Source organism: Lysinibacillus sp. A1 (assembly GCF_000801965.1).
In the GTDB taxonomy this organism is placed as follows: domain Bacteria; phylum Bacillota; class Bacilli; order Bacillales_A; family Planococcaceae; genus Lysinibacillus; species Lysinibacillus fusiformis.
On sequence record NZ_JSZM01000025.1, the window covers coordinates 1 to 18,411 of the forward strand.

Genomic DNA, 18,411 nt, shown 5'->3' on the forward strand with positions numbered 1-18,411 from the left:
GCTAGTTTTGTCCCAGCCTCTTCATTTTATTCTAATCCTAATTGAGTTTTATTCATTAATTTACCACCTTGGAACATTAACGAGGCATTGGCACCTAAAGATTTACCATTATAAGTATACATAACGATATCCCCTGATTCAGAAAGAACCGCACCTTCGCCACCAAGGATATCGAATACTTGTTCTTTTGTCATTCCATTTTCTAGCTTATTAAATTGCTCAAGAGTAATTTCAATATCAGACGTTTCAACACCGAATTGTGCTTTATTGATTAACTTACCACCTTGGAACATCATTGTAGACGATGACATGACTCCATCTGTTTCAAATTCGTACATAACAGTGTGGTGAGGTTCACCAGCTGAGCCTGTTTCGGACATAATATTGCCCTCGGCACCAACAATTTTTACAACTTCTTCGTATGTCATACCATCTTTAATTTGTTTGAATTTTTCTTCTGTCAATTTACCTTCTTCTTTTGCAGCTGGTGCGGATGCTTCTTGTTTAGAATCATTTGTTGATTCATCCTTTGTAGCGGTCTCTCCACATCCAGCTAAGCCAAGACTTAATAATAGTGCCGTGCTAAAAATGAGTTTTTTCTTCATAATGAATTCCCCTTTAATTAAAAGTATTATTAAATTGTATCAATAATGGAATGTATTGTCATTATGTAAAAAACAACCTATTTTTATCAAGCATATCAGGACTAATTAATTTTTTCTTTAGGTACAATGGAGGTTTCAATTCCATTATTCCATGTTCTGAATAGCATGATGGCAAGACATAAAGCGATGATTACTGCACCCAATCCTACCCAATTCAAATTTAGGACGGAAGTATGGCTGATGACAAGCCCGCCTAATCCAGAGCCTAGCGCAAAACCAAATTGAATAAAGGATGTATTGATGCTTAAGGCCATGTCTGGATTTCGAGGTACCAAGGTGACCAAAAATAACTGCTGTGCTGGGGAAATACTCCATGTTGCTAGCATAAATATCATGAGAACTAAGATCAACACAAAGAGATTGAAGCCCGCTAGCGTGAATAAAAGTAAGGTTACTCCCTGTAAGAACAGTCCGAAATAAATGGTGAATTTCGAACCTTTTGTATCTGCTAATTGTCCGCCCATTCTTGATCCCATGAAGCTACAAATTCCTGCTAGAAATAGAATGCCACTAATTTCAGTTATGGAAAGGGTGGATATGGCTTGCAAGAAGGGTGTAATATACGTGAATAGAGTAGCGTATCCACCGATATAAAATAAAGTAATAGCCAGGGCAGTGAGAATTTTTGAATCTTTTAAAATAGAGAGCTGCATTCTAAGAGTAACAGTTTCTTCTTCTTTGATTGCTGGAACCCTTTTATAAACGGTTAGCAATGGGAGAATCGTTAATAAACCGATCAAAATAAATAAAACTCTCCATCCAAACATCTCACTAAAAAAGGTACCGATCGGAACACCAAGCACGAGTGAGCTACTTAGACCCATCAAAATAATACCGATTGCACGGCCTCTTTTTTCTTTTTCAACTAGTCGTGCAGCTACTGCCATGGCTACCACTGTAGCAATTCCTCCGCTAACCCCTTGCAGAATTCGTATCCACAGAGCTGCTTTATAAGCAGGACTTATAAACATTAGTACGTTGCTGACAATAAACACACCTATAGTATTAATGAGTAACTTTTTACGGTCCATATTGATCGTGAGAGCGATTAGAATGGGCGCGATAATGGCCGCAGCGAGGGCAAATACAGTCACCAATAACCCAGCTTCCGAAACGGTTACTCCAAAGTCCACGGCAATCATTTCAATTACTCCTGTAATAATGTACTCAACAGTTCCGATAAGGAAAACAATAAATGCTAAAATATAGATAATCATATTATTTTTCAACTCAATTCCCTCCGTCTTTTTAATTTCTCTCTATAATGGGAATTTGTATTTCCATTAATTGTGCATCCTGTGACGTAGATAACGGTAAATATATTTCCCTACCAGGTTCGTTTTCTTTAATCTGATAGTTGTTTTTTTCAATCCATTTAGCTAAATCTACACAGGCTGTACTAGCAAAATGAGAATCCGAGCGAAAGGTCATGGTTGCCATCATCGGCTCAGGGGGAAGTATTCGTAATTGAAATGTATCTGGATACGTTGGAAGCTCCCGGCTTAAAAAATAACCGACTTCAAATTCGAACTCATCTTCTTGGTCCTCTATTTCTTTCCATAAAACGACCTGAGGACTTTGAGTCAATTGGCGAGTTTCCTTGAGTAATATGTGATTAAATGTCCGAAATAGATCCGGAATGTCTTCTTCTCTTCCGTGCGCCTTCAAAGAAAGGAACTGCTGGGCATCTTCAGCTTTGATCCTGATTTCTTGTAGGGTTTCTACTTGTCCCTCACTTTCTAAAAGCTGCATACGTTCCTCAATCCGAGCAAGCTTGGCTTGTTCCATATCGATAATGCGTTGGATTTCATTTTTTTTTAGCTTAAACATCCCTTGAATATCCTTGAATGTAATATCCTCATGGAGCAAATGAATGATTTGTGGTAAAGTGAATCCTAATTCCTTATAAATAAAAATTCGATTGATTTCAAGTAGCTGGTCTGCCGAATAGTAACGATAGCCAGTTTCGTGATCTACCTTTCTGGGCTTTAATAGGCCGATTTGATCATAGTAGCGCAATGTTTTTAAGGATACTTTGCTTAGCCTAGAAAACACACTAATTTTAAACAATATATCACCTCCAATCTCTATCATAATGGAAGTATATAGTTTCCCGTGCGGGGGAAAGTCAAGAGCAAAATAATTTTTATTCAAGCAGGAACATTTTTAGGTTTTGATCTATAAATTCAGAATCTGGCTTATGCTGTCCAATCCCGGCACAATGTCCCCATTTCGATTCGATAGGGAGGAAGCGGGCATTTGGCATATGTAGTGCATCATAGTTATTATCCTCTGGAGGAAAGAAAAGATCTGTACTTCCTGGCATGACCAATGCACGAGCTGTAATCTTGCTTAATGCCAGCTCGAAATCGCCATCATACAAAGCATTGGCACTAATATTCCCCGTAATGCCAGTACGTAGCATGGAGATCAGATCATTGGCATCAAAGCTTAAAAACACTTGATCCCAGTAATCTACGAGATATTCCTCCAGCGTTTCATAGCCTTCTTGCTGATAGAGCTGTTCTAAATAATAAGCCTGTGAGAAGCCCCAAGCTGCATAGACGCGTCCCATGGCAGCCAATCCCACTTTAGGTTGCTCGGTGTAAAAGCCATTTTTCCAGCTAGAATCAGCTTGAAGGGCAGCAATCATTCCTTCAAATACAATCCTGGCATGGGGTCTGGCCATGGCAGTTCCTCCGAATGGAGCGATTCGTTCGACCATATCAGGGTAACTTGCTCCCCATTGAAAGGTTTGTACAGCCCCTAACGACCAACCAACGACGAGCGCTATTTTGCTAATACCAAACTTTTGAGTAACCAATTGATGCTGTAGTCGCACATTATCATAAATTGAAATGAGGGGAAAATTTGCTTGATCATAGGGTGCTGGTGTATTGCTTGGAGAAGAGGATAATCCATTGCCAAGCATATTTGGTATGATGATAAAATACTTTTCTGGGTCTAGTGCCTTACCAGTTCCGATTAACCATTCATTATCAGTATGCAAGCCTGCAAACCATGTGGGATAAACAATGACATTATTCTTTTCTGCATTGAGTGTCCCGTATGTTTTATAGGCGAGAACTGCATTTGGCAGTATGTCACCTGATTGTAGTTGAATGTCTCCCAGTTCATAAAGTTCATAATCTCTCATGTGAAAAACTCCTTTTCGTAATTAAAGATGGGATAGATGGTCTTTCTTGTCATTACTCTACGAGAATGCTATTGTGAAGTCAAAGAAACGTTTTTGAATAAAACGTTCATTTTTTTTGAATTATGGGGTGAAATAAACATGGAATTACGTCAATTAAAAACCTTTTATACACTTGCTTCGACCCTCAGTTTTAGCCGTACTGCAGAAGTGCAAAACTATGTTCCATCAACGGTTACGATGCAAATGAAGGCATTGGAAGAAGAACTCGGTGTTAAGCTGGTGGATAGATTAGGAAAAAAAGTGATCCTGACCGATGCGGGTAGACGTTTTCTAGATTATGTAGTCCGTATATTGGGTGAAATTGAAGAAGCGGAGCATGCCGTTAAACAATCTGGCGAAATGACGGGGACGTTGGTCATTAGTGCAGATGAAACGTTGTGTACGTATCGCCTGCCTGCTGTTTTGCGTCTGTTTCGCTTACGTTATCCAGGAATTCGGCTCATATTTCGGCCGTTGTCTCATTCGAATTTGAAACAGTGTTTGCGAGAAGGGGACGCAGACATTATTTTTATGCTCGATGAGGACAAAAGCGAGATGGGGTTTTGCGGAGAAAAAATGCAGGATGAGCTCTTTTATATTTTGGTAGCTCCCGATCATCCTTTAGCTTCACGTACTGAATTGGACATTGAAGATTTTAATGGGGAGACCTTTTTGCTGACGGAAAAGGGGTGTTCCTATCGCACATTTTTTGAACGGAGTCTTTCACAAAAGGGTATGGGCGGAATTACCGAATTGGAATTTAACAGTGCGGAGGCCATTAAACAATGTGCGAAAATCGGAATGGGCATCGCGATCTTACCTGAAATGGCTGTGACAGCAGAATTGAGTAGGGGGGAGCTAGTCTCGTTGCCATGGGATATGACAGCTACATCGTTTGCCACCCAAATGTTTTGGCATGAAGAAAAGTGGATTTCGCCTGCCATCCATGCCTTTTTAAACTTGGCACGAGACAGCTTTGTGAATAATAAATAAAAAAAGAGAGCAGTTACGTCTGCTCTCCTTTTAGTTTAGGTTCTTTTGTAAAAAAGCCTTTGTCCGTTCGTTTTGTGGGTTCGTAAAGAAGTTTTCCGGGTGGTCGGATTCGATAATTTGTCCATCATCCATAAAGACAACCTTATTGGCTACTTCTCGCGCAAAGCCCATTTCATGTGTAACGACAATCATAGTCATATGGTCTTCAGCTAAGGTTTTCATGACCTTTAATACTTCTCCTGTCAGCTCTGGATCTAAGGCAGACGTTGGCTCGTCAAATAATAAAATTTGAGGGTTCATCATTAAAGCACGGGCAATTGCAACTCGTTGCTTTTGTCCACCGGATAGATTAGCTGGATAGGCGTTTGCCTTCTCGGAAAGTCCAATTTTTTTCAATAAATCTAGACAACGGCTCGAAATGGCTTCAGCTGATTCTTGTTTTAATAAGCGAGGGGCCATTTCAAGGTTTTGCTGCACGGTTAAGTGGGGGAATAGGTTAAAATGTTGAAAAACCATCCCCATTTTAGCTGTCAGGTTTTTGATTTCCTGAGGCTTGGCATAAACGCCGTCCTGCACAAGATAATCACCATCTACTAAAATGCTACCACCATCTATTTCTTCTAAATGAATTAAGCTTCGAAGCATTGTACTTTTACCAGATCCAGAGGGACCGATCACCGCAATGACATCGTTCTTTTCCACTGAAAATGAAATTTGTTTAAGAACCTCCACTTGATTGAAGGATTTCTTTAAGTTTGTTACTGCCATCAATGCCATATAGATCACCTCTATTCAAATTTAAAACGTTTTTCTAGCCATTTAAAGAATACGGTCAAGATCAGCGTCATGATTAAATAAATAGCACCAGCAATAAAGAAAGGTACAATCGTAAAGTCACGATTGACGGCAGTTTGTGCAAAATGTAGTAATTCTGGAACAGCTACAGCATAGAGCAGGGCTGTGTCCTTAATTAGCGTAACCGATTCATTCGATAAGGCTGGTAATGCTACGCGAAACATTTGTGGCAAAATGACACGTGTTGTTGTTTGCCATTTTGATAAACCGAGTACTTGTGCTGCCTCATATTGTCCTTTATCGATGGCGAGTAAACCACCACGAAAAATTTCAGCAAAGTAGGCAGCATAATTTAAAATAAAGCCAAGACATGCGGCTACAAAACGATCCAATACTAAATATTCACCGATTACTGGCAGCATAGGTAGACCAAAGCAAATTAATAATAATTGTAGTAATAGTGGCGTACCACGCATGATATAAATATACGTATGTGCAAGCCAAGAAAGTGGTTTAATACGACTTTTCACTGCGAGTGTTAGTAAAAAGCCAAATGGAATCGATATAAGAATGGCGATGAAAAACAGTATAACTGTCATTTTCGCGCCTTCTAGCATCGGCCATATCATAGTTTGCCAGTAATCTGCCATAGTGATGTCCCTCCAAAAAGAGTAAGAGTTTCGCAGAGGAAACTCTTACAATAAATATCCTGTCCTTATTTTAAAACTTTATCCTCACCGAACCATTTTGTTGAAATGTCAGCTGCTGTACCATCTTCATTCATTTTGTCTAATGCAGCTTGGAGTTTTTCCAATAATGCTTCGTTCCCTGGTTTTACACCAATACCGTATTGTTCGGGAGCAAGTGATTCCTCTAATAATTTAAATGTGTCAGGCTCTTGTGTCATGTAATATTCTGCTACAACAGCATCAATTACGACGGCATCAACACGACCTGTTTTTAAGTCTGATAAAGCTAAAACGTTATCCGAGAATTCTGTAATGGTTTTCACCTCTTTATGGATAGGGTTACCATTTAATGCATCTGCAGCAGAAGAAAGAGATTGAATGCCTACTTCTTTGCCCGCTAAATCATTTAATTTCACAATCTTAGAATCTGCTTTTGTCATAACCACTTGAGAGTTTTCAAGATAAGGCTTTGTAAATAATACTTTTTCTTTGCGCTCATCTGTAATGGTATAACCGTTCCAAATTAAATCAATACGTCCACTGAGTAATTCAGCCTCTTTCGTTTTCCAGTCGATTGGTTGGAATTCAGCTTCTACGCCCATATGCTCAGCTGCAGCACGTGCTAAATCAATATCGAATCCCACAATTTCATTTTTATCATCACGGAAGCCCATTGGTGCAAATTTATCGTCAATACCAATAATGATGGTTTCTTGATCAGCTGAAGATTGGTCTTTCTCTGCTGAATTTTCTTTTGATGTGCCACATGCTGCTAAAACAATTACAGCTGTTAGTATCATAACTAAAGTGATTATACGTTTCATCCTTAATTTCCCCCTATATAAATCTATCGCTTTCGTTTGCTAAACTACTAATGTGTTAAAGGATATCACCGAGGCTAATGGATGTCAATATCGTTTTGGATTAATCAGAAAATTTTATGCATTTTATAGCTAATTTAGGATGATCTTTGTAAGAAAATTGATTTCATAAAAATAATGGATTAGGGGAAATTAAGTATCTGAATAGAAGGGGAAAGAAAAGGGACTGTTATAGTTAACAGTCCTGTGGCATGCATTGTTTAATGATTATTGTTTTGAATAGCTTTTCGTGCCAAGGCATCAGCAGCTTTGTTTTGAGAATCAGGCACCCATTTAATAAAAAATAAATCGAAGGTGTTGGCGAGCGATAATGCTTTTTCCAGAAAAGGTTTAAATTCCTCGTTTTTCACATATTCTTTTTCCATAGAAGCGACAACGATTTTAGAATCAGAGCGAACGGAAACAAGTGTAGAATTAAGCTTTTGTGCTTCCTCGAGTCCACGGACTAAAGCAGTAAATTCAGCAATGTGATTATTTGTTAGCCCGATATACTCACTAATTTGTATATGTTGACCCTCTCCTTTAATAAATATACCAATACCACTTGGACCAGGGTTTCCTGCACTAGCAGCATCTATATAAACCTCTAACATATCATCCCTACTTTACTATTTGACTTCCATATAATTGTACAACATGGGTACGCTGTAAAACACCTATGTGCTGGTCGTGATGTGCTTGAAAAAAATTGCTGAAGTGGATAAACAAAATAGTTGCTTGTTCAAAATGAACGCTTCATAATAGTAGGAAGTGAATTTTGGACGTGAAAGGAGCGAGAGTTCACATGGATAAAGTGACGGTTATGAAGGATATAGACGAACTGCATGATACGTATTGCGCAGATTGCTTAGTCATTCAGCAATTACGTAAAGAACGTGGTAAACCAGGGGCTCATCGCTTCTGTATTGAAGCTTGTTCAATTGGAGAAAAGCTACAGTTTTTAGGCGAAGAGCTTTTGAAAGTTTACAGTAAATAAATAGGCACCGTTTAGAAAAAGCTACATTTATCAGCAAATGCTAATAAATGTAGCTTCTTTTATAGGTTTATTTTGTTTCGACATAGCTATTTAAATCTTGGTAATACTTTGTAAGTGAAGAAGCGGAAATATCAAAAGTTGCGGCAATTTCTTTTACCGTCATAGAAAGAGATTCAAAGAGCTCTTTTTCCTGGCCATAACGAATTGCACCAGCAGCAATAGCCGCCTCTTTGCGCGCAGTAGGTTGTCCTTCTATTAAATAGTCCTCTAATAGCTCAAGTATTGGAGCTGTTTCACGATCATTTTGCTCCAAGAATTCTTTTACTTGTGTAAGGACTGTGCTTTCAAAATTAGTGAATTCTTCCCCTTTATAGCCGTTGGAGACAAGTAATTCCCAGAATGCAAGATGTTCTTCTTTTAAGAAAGCTCCAACCTTTTTCTCGGATGCTTCAAAGTTTTTCTTGAATTCTTCAAATACTTTTAAATGGTCCTCAGGGAAGAAAATCAATGTAGACACAGCTAAATAATGTGTCAATTTCTTCGTTCCATCCGGTAAAATAAAGGCAAAGACATGCATTCCTTCCGGAATTGGTTTATTATTTTCACGACGAATATAAAGCTCTTCATTTGTAAGTAAATGGCTAGCTTTAAAATATTTTTCCTCAACAACAGTTACCGTACCGATAAATAATGTAGGGTGAGACCAGTCTTCCAGTACTTTTACTGTTGAAGGTCTTACTGCTTTTTTCTTCGTTTTCTTTAAATAACTTTTCCAAATAGAAGGCTCTTGATGGAAGAAAAAGTCGTCTAAAGCGATGGCTTCAATCAGCTCACGCTGTAGCACGCTCTCTAATTTAGGTTGCCATGTGCCTACATGCTCGATATAAGCACGAACATCTTTACGCTCAGGATACTCTAAGTAAAATGATTGTAGCACACGCTCTAATTCTTCGATTTGTACTGTTTCCACTGTTACTTGTTGTTTACCTTCACAACATTTTTTATATTTTTTGCCGCTACCGCATGGGCATGGATCATTACGTTTTACCATAATTAGAACACTTCCTTTGACAATTGTTAATCGTATATTGCTAAATAATTTGCGTACTATTAATAATAACGGTACTTTTGTATGAAGAAAAATGATTGTCTATTTTGAAATATCTAAAAAGTGTGGAGGGACGCCCTAATTCAAGTATATGTATGCACGTTTTCACTTAGAACTAAAAAAAGAAAACGATCTGTACTTTACAAGCACAGAACCGTTTTCTAGAACGTTTATGATTGTTGTACAGCCTCAATTTCTAGTGTAAGGCGCTCAAGCTCGTCTACTAAATGACCAATATAGGCAATCGTATCTCGAAGTGGTTGATCCGTTGTAATATCAACGCCTGCCATTTGTGCTAATTCCACAGGGGATTTTGTTCCACCAGCCTGTAGGACAGCTAACCATTCTTCAACAGCTGCATCACCTTCTTTTAAAATGCGCTGAGATACTTGTGTTGAAATAGTTAAGCCTGCACTATACGTGTATGGGTAAAGGCCCATATAATAATGAGGCTGACGCATCCACGTCAGTTCAGCACCTTCGGTAATATCTACTGCATCACCCCAGAATTCTTCTAGCACCGAACGTTTTAACTGGTTTAAAATATTCGCGTTGACAGATTCACCAGTGTCCACCAATTCATATACTTTCCGTTGGTACGCGGCTTCAAGTAAGTGTGTGACAAAGTTATGATAATACGTTTTAGAAACAATATTTGAAATCACCCAACGCTTAAAGCGCACATCTTCATTATGCGTTAATAAATAATTCGCTAGCAGCATTTCATTCATAGTAGATGGTGCTTCAATAAAGTATAGGGAAGGGCGACTGTTAAAATAGGATTGATGCGCATACGTATTCGCAAAATGTCCTGCATGACCAAGCTCATGAACGAGGGTAAAGACTTCATTCATACGTTCATTCCATGACATTAAAATATATGGGTGACTACCATAAGGACTTGAACAGAATGCCCCTGTGGATTTCCCTTTATTTGGTGCAAAGTCGATCCAACGTTCCTTGAAGGCTCTGTCCATTAGGTGATTGTAGTCTTCACCCATAACCGCTAATGATTTATCAACATATTCCTTCGCTTCGTCCATCGATAATTTTGGATCATAGGCAGAATCTAAAGCGATTTTCAAATCTGCAAATGTCATGTGCTCAATGCCATTCGCTTTTTGAATTAATTTTGCATATCGACGCATATGTGGGGCAAGCTCTTTTGAAATCAAATCGATTTGGCGATTATAAAGGGAGCGATCGACATCTTGATCGAATAGTAAATAATCAAAAATGGAATCAAAGCCTCGCAGATCCGCCATTGTTTTTTCTTGTTGAATATGTGTGTTGTAAACTTGTGCAGTTGTATGTTGATAATCACTCAACTTGCTTGAAAAAGCTTTAAAGGCAGCACGGCGAACTTCTGTATTGGCTTCAAACTCCCAATTATTTTCATAAAGGACAAAGCTTAACGGATGCTTTTCACCATCTGCTTCAAATTCACCAAAATTCATATCTACTAATTTCGTCGTATTATATGTTTCGTATGGCGCATCAAAAGTAGAACTAAAGGCAGCAAGCGTTTTTTCAACTTCTGGATGTAGCTGATGAGGTTTTCGTTTTAATAATTCCTCTAAATAATGTTTGTAAAGAGGGCTTAATGTTGCTGCTTCTTGTAGTATCTCTTCATCCAAAGCAAGTAATTCACTCCGTACGAATGATAAGGCACTGCTTATTTTACTGATAGCTGTACCAAATTTTGCAGCACGCATTTGGGCGACATCATCCGTTCGATCTACCTGTAGGTTTAAGCTCGCATACGTACCAATTGGAACGATACTTTTTTGCAAATTTTCGAAAGCCGTTAATACATCAATAACTTTTTGCGCATCTGTAATAGAGCCTTGATACGTTTGTTCAAAGCTAAGAGCTTCCTCTACAAGCTGTGCTAAAATAGGTTCAAAATCTGCATCATTTTTCAGTAAATCAGTTAAATCCCACGTTTCTTCTACTGCAACATCTTTTCGTAATGGTAAAACTTTCATTTATAAACACCCCTTTACATATAAGTGATTTCATTATAACGAAACTATTTCGGAAAGTGAAATAATTTAATAGAATAGTTGAAATATTCTTAAAGAAAACAGTCCTGTTTTTTAATCCAGTAAGTACGAGTATGTTTGAAATATTGCTAGACGGGAACAATATGTGTATAGCCAACATCATTTGTAACGCATACTAAAGGCTAGAACAATTGACACATTGGAGGAGAAGTAATTATGACACAAAACTTAAACAAACAATTAAATAAGCTAGTATCAACATGGTCAGTACTTTATACAAAGCTACACAATTATCATTGGTATGTCACAGGGCCCGCATTCTTTACACTGCATGCAAAATTTGAAGAATTGTATAATGAAACAACGTTGAATTTAGATGAAATTGCAGAACGTATTCTTTCGAAGGATGGCAAGCCTGTTGCGACTTTAAAAGAACATCTAGAGCTATCCTATGTAGAGGAAGCAACAGGAAATGAGTCGACGGAGGAAATGGTAGCAACGACGATTTCTGATTTCCAAAAGCTCATGAAAGCATTGAATTCCACAATGGAGCTAGCAGCAGAGGAAGGGGATGACCGTACAGAGGATTTACTGAATGCGATGTACCAATCCCTTGAAAAGCATACTTGGATGTTAAAAGCCTTCCTCGACAAATAAACGGTTTACAAGCATTCCCAGATAATTTGGGGATGCTTTTTTTTTAGGTTTTTTTATCTCTTTATGACAAAAAGAGTACTTGTATAAAAGCATAGTAACAATTATTACGGTTTGGTAACGAAGCGGCAAAAAGAGTTTGTTTCCCCATAGTCAGGGTAATTATTTAGTAAGCCATACAAATTAGGAGGAATTGAACATGAACATGAACATGATGAATGAACAAAATCCAAAAATTGAGGTGGCCCATACAAGGGACGAAATGCTTCATATTCTAGAAAATATGCGAACAGAAGGTTTCCATAAAGAGGATATCCATATTATTGCGAAAGACTCCCAGCAGTTGGAGGATGTGAAATGGGATGATGATGTCCACACACATGAGGCTGGTAACTGGGTGGACCAATTTAAATCTTGGTTTACAGGTGATTCCGCTGTAACAGAGGGCTTAAAACGCTTTAATCTTTCCGAAGGGCAAATCGCTTACTATGCTCATCTTGTAGAGCAGGGGAGTATCGTATTATTTGCAGAACGGGATGATGATTATGATACGCTACCATCACAACATCCGGAAACAGCTGCTGAGCAGGAAGAGCGTTTAAGACAAGAACGCCTGAATGAGGCTGAGCAACTTAGAAGATTTTTATAAAAGGAAAAAAGATTGATCATTGTGAATCACTCTGTTCAGACTGTAGACAAACTCAATGAATTTTGAGAGTTTGCCTACAGTCTTTTTTCTTTGACAATTGGACAATAAAATAAAGTAAAGATCGACACCGCCCGCAGAAAACGTATACCAATAGTAGCTAGTGTATTACTAAAAATGGGTGATTAAAGGGATGACAACAGCCATCGAGAGTAAACTTCTCGATGGCTGTTACCCACAGTTTGAACAGAGTGATCATTGTGGATCACTCTTTAATGAATTACTTTTTCTGGTGCATCTTTTTTAATAAAGCGCAACACATGGAAATGCTCTAATTGAGCAAATAAATTACCAATCAAAATAAAGCTACCACCAATAACGAGTTTCACTGTCAATCCTTCACCAATGAACATCATCGCAAACATCGCTGCAAATATAGGTTCTAGGGAAAAAATTAGACCTGTATGTGTAGCAGAAGTATACTGTTGTGCAACAGTTTGACCAACGAAGCAAAACGCACTACAAATGATTCCAAGACCTAAAATAGCAATCCAGGATGTCGTATTATTTGGTAACGTAGGTGTTTCAAATAATAATGTTAAAATTAGCGCATAAATGCCAGCGAAACCTAATTGGTAAATACCGTATGAAATAGATTCCACATTCCTTGTAAATGAACTGTTTAAAAGTAAATAAATTGAATAGCATAGCGCAGCGATTGCTACTAATAAATCTCCTTTATGGAAGGAGAATGAACCTTGCGCCGTTAACACTGTTATACCAATCATCGTACAAATAATTGCAAAGCTGACGGCTCTGGAAGGTAATTTTTTATCAATAAAGCTACTGAAAATCGGCACTAATACAACCGTTAGACTTAAAATAAAGCCTGCATTTGAAACTGAAGTGGACTGTAAGCCAAATAAGCTTAATGCGAACACAATGAATAATAAAAATCCTTGGATAGCTGCATATTTTAAAGTCTTACCATTTACCTTAATCATCCGTTTATAAAAAATAAGCCCTGCTACTAAAAATGCGATGATACAACGCAATGCCACCACATTATAAACAGCCAATGTTTCAAGCCCCATGACCATAAAGGTATAAGATAGTCCCCAAAACATTGTGACAATAACCATCAATACATTTGCTTTTCCTTGGATACTCATTATGTTCACCTACCATCTGTGTACTAAAACAGTTTTTATACTAAAAATTACTATATATCTTGTGTTGAGATTAGTAAAACGAATGTTTATAATGATTAGGATTAAAAAAATTCATGTATGTAGAGGTATTGCTGATGAGCTTAGTGAAATATGAGATTTTAACAAAGGTAGCAGAGGTAGCAAGCTTTACAAAAGCAGCAGATGCACTAGGTCTAACTCAGTCTGCTGTCAGTCACGCCGTGTCAAGTTTAGAAAAAGAATTTGGATTTGCGCTCATACATCGAAGTAGAGCGGGTGTCACACTGACAAGTGAGGGGCAAACCATGCTAAGGGCGATGCGTCAGGTTTTAGACGCACAGGAATTATTGCAACAAGAGGCAGCACATATTCATGGAGTAACAAGAGGAAATGTGCGTATTGGCGTTATTTCAAGTATATCTTCCAATTGGATGCCAGAAATTATTAGGATTATGGATAATCAGTTTCCTGGAATACAGGTGGAATTACGCGAGGGTGATTATTATGAAATTGAACAATGGCTACTCAGTGGGGAAATAGAGGCTGGATTTTTAAATGGTCAAAAATCTGAGCAATATCAATATACGGAATTACAGCAGGACCCTTTATTATGTATCGTTTCAGATCAAAGTCCACTATTTAATAAGTCTGAGATCGATATTGTTGATTTAGAAGATATGCCTTTTATTATGACTTCCTATAAAGGGACCAATGATGTCAAAGTTTTGTTGGAACAATATCATGTGAAGCCCAATATTCGCTTTGAGCTTTCAGAGGAGGTCGGCATTGTTTCTATGATTTCTCATCAACTTGGGATTAGTATTTTACCCCAATTGGTCATTCAGACTTTGCCGCCTACCTTAAGAGCGATTCCTCTGAAGCAAGGTGCCTACCGTACGATTGGAATTGCGATGAAGCATAATGCATCACCTGTAACGAAGAAATTTGCGGAAATTTTAAGTGCATGGCTGATGGAACAAAAAAATGCACTATGATGGAATCTATTGAAGCCTATCCTTGCATTACGGTAAAATAGTAGGTGTATATATTTTAGAAAATAGGTGAGTGGATGGGGACATTACAAGGTAAAACCGTACTCATTACAAGTGGGGGAACACTTGAAAAATGGGATCGTGTACGAGGGCATACGAATTTATCAAAAGGGACAATGGGCTGTTATTTAGCGGAGGCGGCACTCGCTGCTGGTGCTAATGTAGTATATATGCATGGTTATTTTGCACAGCTTCCAGTGAATCACGATCAAATGAAATTGATTAAATTTGAAGGTATTGAGGATTTAGGAGAAAAGGTTCGTCATGCTGTCCAACAAGAGCGTGTTGATATCGTTATTATGGCTGCGGCTGGCTCCGATTGGGTCATTGATAAAGTATATGATCAATCAGGCAACTTGATGGAGGGAGCGGGGAAAATGCCTTCAGATGAGCCACCTATTATTCATTTTAAAAAGGCGCCAAAAGTCTTAGGGCAAATTAAGGGCTGGCAACCGAATGTGACGTTAGTAGGGTTTAAGCTAGAAGCGACCGATGATGAGGAGTTTTTATTAGCACGTGCAAGACTGCGAATGGAAACAGCTCATGCTCAATTGATGGTAGCCAATAGCTCTCAATCTTTATATGACGGGGACGAGCCCCATTGGATTGTACCTGCTGATGGACAGCCTATGAAAGTAATGGGCAAGCAAAAAACAGCCGAAGCTTTAATGATATATTTACAACATCTATAAATATGAACTGTGTAGAGAAATATTTCTACACAGTTTTTTCTTGTTTAAAAGAGGTGTATCATTTAATATTTACTTAACGGTAGGTAAAAAAGGAGAATGATGATGGGGAATAAGGAACAAACTTTTCAAAAGATTATAGAAGTCGCTTATGTGATGTTTGCAGAAAAAGGGTTTGAAAAAACAAGTTTAGCCATGATTGCTGCAGAGGTCGGTATATCGAAACCAGCCATTTATTATTATTTTCAATCAAAGGATCAATTAATCACTTACTTATTTGATGAACTGTATAAAGTAATTCAACAGGATGTCGCAGTGGATTATAAAGAACTTTCTCGCGTTAATTTCAAGGAAAAATTACTAGAGTTGGGCTATAAGTCTATTGAGGCGCAGGGCAAGGATCCTTATTTTAATAAAATATTTAACCAATATATACTATTAGCAGCTCGCGATGAAAGCTATAAGAAACAATTAGTAGAGCTAGAAACCAGCTTTTTAACAAGCTTTGTTGAGGTTCTACAATATGGCGTGCGGTTAGGGGTTCTAGAGGATACTCCCAATATAGAAGCAAAGGCACAGATGCTAGCCTTGGTCTATGATAATATCGGTAATTTCATGTTAACAGGTAACCAATTGAACTACAGAGCTATTTGGAAGGAGGCTGTGCATAGCGTTATCCAAGGAGGCGGAGATGGCAAAAAGAGTTGATGATCGGCGCATTGAAGGCCTTGATTTTGCAAGAGCTCTCGCCATGTTTGGTATGTTCATTGTCAATTTTGGAGTCATAACGGGTTCTACAAAGAATGGTTCAACATGGTTGGTGGCCTTACAAAATCTATTTGAGGGGCGTGCCTCGGCCGTATTTGTCATGCTAGCAGGAATAGGAACAGCTTTAATGACTCGTCAGGCTAGAGAGACTAAGGACCCAATACTTCTTCGCAAGAATCGACTTACTTTGTGGAAGAGGTCGCTTTTGTTATTCGTGATAGGGATAGTCCTATATACGGTCGGTTGGACAGGAGATATCTTACATTATTATGGCGTGTATATGTTTGTTGCCGCATGTTTGATTGCCCAATCCAAGAAAATGATGATGTTCATAATCGGTGTCATCCTCATCCTTTCACAATGGCTCCAAATTCAATTTAATTACCTTGCTGGGTGGCACCCAACATATGTATTACTTGAGTATCTTGATTTTTGGACACCGGCAGGATTTATAAGAAATTTGTTGTTTAATGGCTATCACCCACTATTTCCCTGGATTTGTTTCTTACTAATTGGCATGGTAATCGGCTCATTAGATTTAACTAATCGCTCATTACGAAAAATCTTATGGGTGATGGGCTTATTGCTAGTCATAATGACGGAGACTTTTTCAACGCTATTTATTAAGATGACAACGATCCATTTCTTAGATGTAGAGAGTGCATTATATTTATTTGATACGGGACCGATTCCACCGAATATGATGTATGTACTATCTAATTCGGCGTCGGCAATTGTCCTTATCGTGGGCTCCATCTATCTTGTTGAGACATGTAAAAATAAAGTAATTGAAGCTTTGATCTTTACGGGACAATTGTCTTTAACGCATTATGTCGGCCATGTTTTTATTGGGATTGGAATATTAATTGTTTGCCAAAAGTTGGAGAATCAGACGCTTGCTTTTTCCATGCTATATGCCTGCTGTTACTTTGTAGGATGTGTGCTTGTTTCTGTCTGGTGGAGAGCTAAACATCGTCGAGGTCCCCTTGAATTCTTGATGAGGAAATGGAGTTCGTAATAAATTAATGGATTGCCATCTATTTTTCGTTGATTAGGCATAAAATACTTTAGATATAGATAGTTTTCTAATCTAAAATAATCATTACAAAGTATTCAGCTAGGTTTTCTAATATTTTGTATTGACAATCTTATAACAGAATTATAGAATTATTTTCAAGAAACGCAGTACTCTTATCAAGATAGGTGGAGGGACTTGACCCAATGAAGCCTCGGCAACCGAAACATAGGTGCCAATTCCAACAGATGTATCTGAGAGATAGGAGGGGCTATCAATCAGTTTGATGCATTGGCCTCTTTTGTACAACAAGGACGAAAAAGAAGGGGTGTATCGTATGGCTCAGTCGGCAAAGGTAGAAGATAAGAAATTAGAGGCTATTGCAAAGGCCATTCAAAATCTTGAATTTGGTGAAGTGCATATTACGATTCAGGATGGTGTGATTGTTCAAATTAATAGGCTTGAAAAGCAGAGATTTCCTCAGAAGAAATAAAGGATCATTTCAGTTGAACGATGTGGAAAGGCCACCAATAAGCATGGTTTCCGTTGCTTACAAGTGGCCCTTTTTTTATGGCAATTAGCTATAGAAGCTTTTTGGAATCTGACCGATATGACGGCGATGATAGAGAAGCGGCTCCTTTTGAGAGTTTGTAATATCTAGCACTTGCCCAATAAAAATAGTATGATCACCTGCATCTATTTGCTGAAAGGATTTACATTGTAAAATAGCTGCTGTATCATGTAAAATCGGTAGTCCTAAAGAAGAAGTGGACCATTTTGCTTGAGCAAAGCGATCTGGGATTTTACTTGCAAATAATGTACATAATTGCTCTTGATCACTTGCTAAAATATTGACAGCGAATTTTTCCGCACTCATAAAGTAAGGATGAAGCTGAGATTTTTTATCAAGTGACCATAAAATAAGTAGTGGGTCAATGGAAACAGATGCAAAAGAATTGACGGTTAAGCCAATTGGATTCGTTTCATGACATGCTGTAACAACTGTTACACCTGTAGGATAGTTACCTAATGCCAATTTAAAAGCAGCAACATGATCTGTCATTCAAATCACCTCTTTATAGTTAGTA

The 18,411-nt window shown here is 38.1% G+C and carries 21 protein-coding genes and 1 riboswitch; of the genes, 9 read left to right on the forward strand and 12 right to left on the reverse strand.

Annotated features, from left to right (window positions below):
• Nucleotides 1-26: 26 nt before the first annotated feature.
• The 4 genes from PI85_RS18455 to PI85_RS18470 all read right to left on the reverse strand — a co-directional run bounded on the left by PI85_RS18455 (nucleotide 27) and on the right by PI85_RS18470 (nucleotide 3,822).
• A complete protein-coding gene (locus PI85_RS18455) occupies nucleotides 27-605 on the reverse strand; it encodes a DUF3862 domain-containing protein (protein ID WP_036124939.1) in 579 nt (192 codons plus the stop codon).
• A gap of 101 nt (nucleotides 606-706) precedes the next feature.
• The gene (locus PI85_RS18460; RefSeq protein WP_036124940.1) at nucleotides 707-1,894 is read right to left on the reverse strand and encodes an MFS transporter; all 1,188 of its coding nucleotides are present in this window, start codon (nucleotides 1,892-1,894) and stop codon (nucleotides 707-709) included.
• Between the two features lie 19 nt (nucleotides 1,895-1,913).
• Nucleotides 1,914-2,735, reverse strand: coding sequence for a MerR family transcriptional regulator (locus PI85_RS18465; RefSeq protein ID WP_036124942.1), 822 nt, complete (start codon nucleotides 2,733-2,735; stop codon nucleotides 1,914-1,916).
• A gap of 76 nt (nucleotides 2,736-2,811) precedes the next feature.
• Nucleotides 2,812-3,822, reverse strand: a complete 1,011-nt coding sequence (locus PI85_RS18470; RefSeq protein WP_036124944.1) for an alpha/beta fold hydrolase — start codon at nucleotides 3,820-3,822, stop codon at nucleotides 2,812-2,814.
• A 138-nt stretch (nucleotides 3,823-3,960) separates the two neighbouring features.
• On the opposite strand from PI85_RS18470, the gene PI85_RS18475 reads away from it, so the two are divergent.
• Nucleotides 3,961-4,854: a LysR family transcriptional regulator gene (locus PI85_RS18475; protein WP_036127810.1), complete on the forward strand. Its 894-nt coding sequence runs from the start codon at nucleotides 3,961-3,963 to the stop codon at nucleotides 4,852-4,854.
• 30 nt (nucleotides 4,855-4,884) lie between these two features.
• On the opposite strand, the gene PI85_RS18480 is transcribed toward PI85_RS18475, so the two are convergent.
• The 4 genes from PI85_RS18480 to PI85_RS18495 all read right to left on the reverse strand — a co-directional run bounded on the left by PI85_RS18480 (nucleotide 4,885) and on the right by PI85_RS18495 (nucleotide 7,812).
• On the reverse strand, nucleotides 4,885-5,631 hold the full coding sequence (locus tag PI85_RS18480; RefSeq protein WP_036124945.1) for an amino acid ABC transporter ATP-binding protein: 747 nt from the start codon (nucleotides 5,629-5,631) through the stop codon (nucleotides 4,885-4,887).
• A gap of 11 nt (nucleotides 5,632-5,642) precedes the next feature.
• Nucleotides 5,643-6,299 (reverse strand): amino acid ABC transporter permease, encoded by a 657-nt coding sequence (locus PI85_RS18485; RefSeq protein ID WP_008181970.1) that lies wholly within the window; start codon nucleotides 6,297-6,299, stop codon nucleotides 5,643-5,645.
• Nucleotides 6,300-6,364: 65 nt separating this feature from the next.
• On the reverse strand, nucleotides 6,365-7,162 hold the full coding sequence (locus PI85_RS18490) for an amino acid ABC transporter substrate-binding protein (RefSeq protein ID WP_036124947.1): 798 nt from the start codon (nucleotides 7,160-7,162) through the stop codon (nucleotides 6,365-6,367).
• Between the two features lie 257 nt (nucleotides 7,163-7,419).
• Nucleotides 7,420-7,812, reverse strand: a complete 393-nt coding sequence (locus PI85_RS18495) for a ribonuclease HI family protein (protein WP_025115054.1) — start codon at nucleotides 7,810-7,812, stop codon at nucleotides 7,420-7,422.
• A gap of 191 nt (nucleotides 7,813-8,003) precedes the next feature.
• On the opposite strand from PI85_RS18495, the gene PI85_RS18500 reads away from it, so the two are divergent.
• Nucleotides 8,004-8,195 (forward strand): zinc-finger domain-containing protein, encoded by a 192-nt coding sequence (locus PI85_RS18500; protein WP_012293843.1) that lies wholly within the window; start codon nucleotides 8,004-8,006, stop codon nucleotides 8,193-8,195.
• A 67-nt stretch (nucleotides 8,196-8,262) separates the two neighbouring features.
• Here PI85_RS18500 and PI85_RS18505 read toward each other — a convergent pair whose 3' ends face one another.
• Both PI85_RS18505 and pepF read right to left on the reverse strand, forming a co-directional pair.
• Nucleotides 8,263-9,246 carry an SEC-C domain-containing protein gene (locus PI85_RS18505; RefSeq protein ID WP_036124948.1) on the reverse strand — a complete coding sequence of 328 codons (984 nt, stop codon included), beginning with the start codon at nucleotides 9,244-9,246 and terminating at the stop codon, nucleotides 8,263-8,265.
• Between the two features lie 227 nt (nucleotides 9,247-9,473).
• Nucleotides 9,474-11,291, reverse strand: coding sequence for an oligoendopeptidase F (pepF, locus tag PI85_RS18510; protein ID WP_036124950.1), 1,818 nt, complete (start codon nucleotides 11,289-11,291; stop codon nucleotides 9,474-9,476).
• A gap of 234 nt (nucleotides 11,292-11,525) precedes the next feature.
• On the opposite strand from pepF, the gene PI85_RS18515 reads away from it, so the two are divergent.
• Together PI85_RS18515 and PI85_RS18520 are read left to right on the forward strand one after the other, a co-directional pair.
• Nucleotides 11,526-11,966 (forward strand): Dps family protein, encoded by a 441-nt coding sequence (locus PI85_RS18515; protein WP_008181825.1) that lies wholly within the window; start codon nucleotides 11,526-11,528, stop codon nucleotides 11,964-11,966.
• Nucleotides 11,967-12,162: 196 nt separating this feature from the next.
• On the forward strand, nucleotides 12,163-12,612 hold the full coding sequence (locus tag PI85_RS18520) for a general stress protein (RefSeq protein ID WP_191967747.1): 450 nt from the start codon (nucleotides 12,163-12,165) through the stop codon (nucleotides 12,610-12,612).
• Nucleotides 12,613-12,881: 269 nt separating this feature from the next.
• Here PI85_RS18520 and PI85_RS18525 read toward each other — a convergent pair whose 3' ends face one another.
• A complete protein-coding gene (locus PI85_RS18525) occupies nucleotides 12,882-13,781 on the reverse strand; it encodes a DMT family transporter (protein WP_036124952.1) in 900 nt (299 codons plus the stop codon).
• A 134-nt stretch (nucleotides 13,782-13,915) separates the two neighbouring features.
• Between PI85_RS18525 and PI85_RS18530 the strand changes: the two genes are divergently transcribed.
• From PI85_RS18530 to PI85_RS18550, 5 genes are all read left to right on the forward strand, one after another.
• The gene (locus PI85_RS18530) at nucleotides 13,916-14,794 is read left to right on the forward strand and encodes a LysR family transcriptional regulator (RefSeq protein ID WP_036124954.1); all 879 of its coding nucleotides are present in this window, start codon (nucleotides 13,916-13,918) and stop codon (nucleotides 14,792-14,794) included.
• 74 nt (nucleotides 14,795-14,868) lie between these two features.
• Nucleotides 14,869-15,543, forward strand: a complete 675-nt coding sequence (locus tag PI85_RS18535; protein ID WP_036124957.1) for a phosphopantothenoylcysteine decarboxylase — start codon at nucleotides 14,869-14,871, stop codon at nucleotides 15,541-15,543.
• A gap of 102 nt (nucleotides 15,544-15,645) precedes the next feature.
• Nucleotides 15,646-16,248 carry a TetR/AcrR family transcriptional regulator gene (locus tag PI85_RS18540; RefSeq protein WP_036124958.1) on the forward strand — a complete coding sequence of 201 codons (603 nt, stop codon included), beginning with the start codon at nucleotides 15,646-15,648 and terminating at the stop codon, nucleotides 16,246-16,248.
• Entirely contained in the window at nucleotides 16,232-17,326 is a 1,095-nt protein-coding gene (locus PI85_RS18545; RefSeq protein WP_036124961.1) for a DUF418 domain-containing protein, read from the forward strand. Before PI85_RS18540 ends, PI85_RS18545 begins: the two co-directional genes overlap by 17 nt.
• A 170-nt stretch (nucleotides 17,327-17,496) precedes the next feature.
• A riboswitch (SAM riboswitch) is annotated at nucleotides 17,497-17,591 on the forward strand.
• 69 nt (nucleotides 17,592-17,660) lie between these two features.
• Complete coding sequence (locus PI85_RS18550) at nucleotides 17,661-17,816, forward strand: YezD family protein (protein ID WP_080709351.1); 156 nt, start codon at nucleotides 17,661-17,663, stop codon at nucleotides 17,814-17,816.
• A gap of 84 nt (nucleotides 17,817-17,900) precedes the next feature.
• Here PI85_RS18550 and PI85_RS18555 read toward each other — a convergent pair whose 3' ends face one another.
• Nucleotides 17,901-18,386: a flavin reductase family protein gene (locus PI85_RS18555; RefSeq protein WP_036124963.1), complete on the reverse strand. Its 486-nt coding sequence runs from the start codon at nucleotides 18,384-18,386 to the stop codon at nucleotides 17,901-17,903.
• Nucleotides 18,387-18,411: the final 25 nt, after the last annotated feature.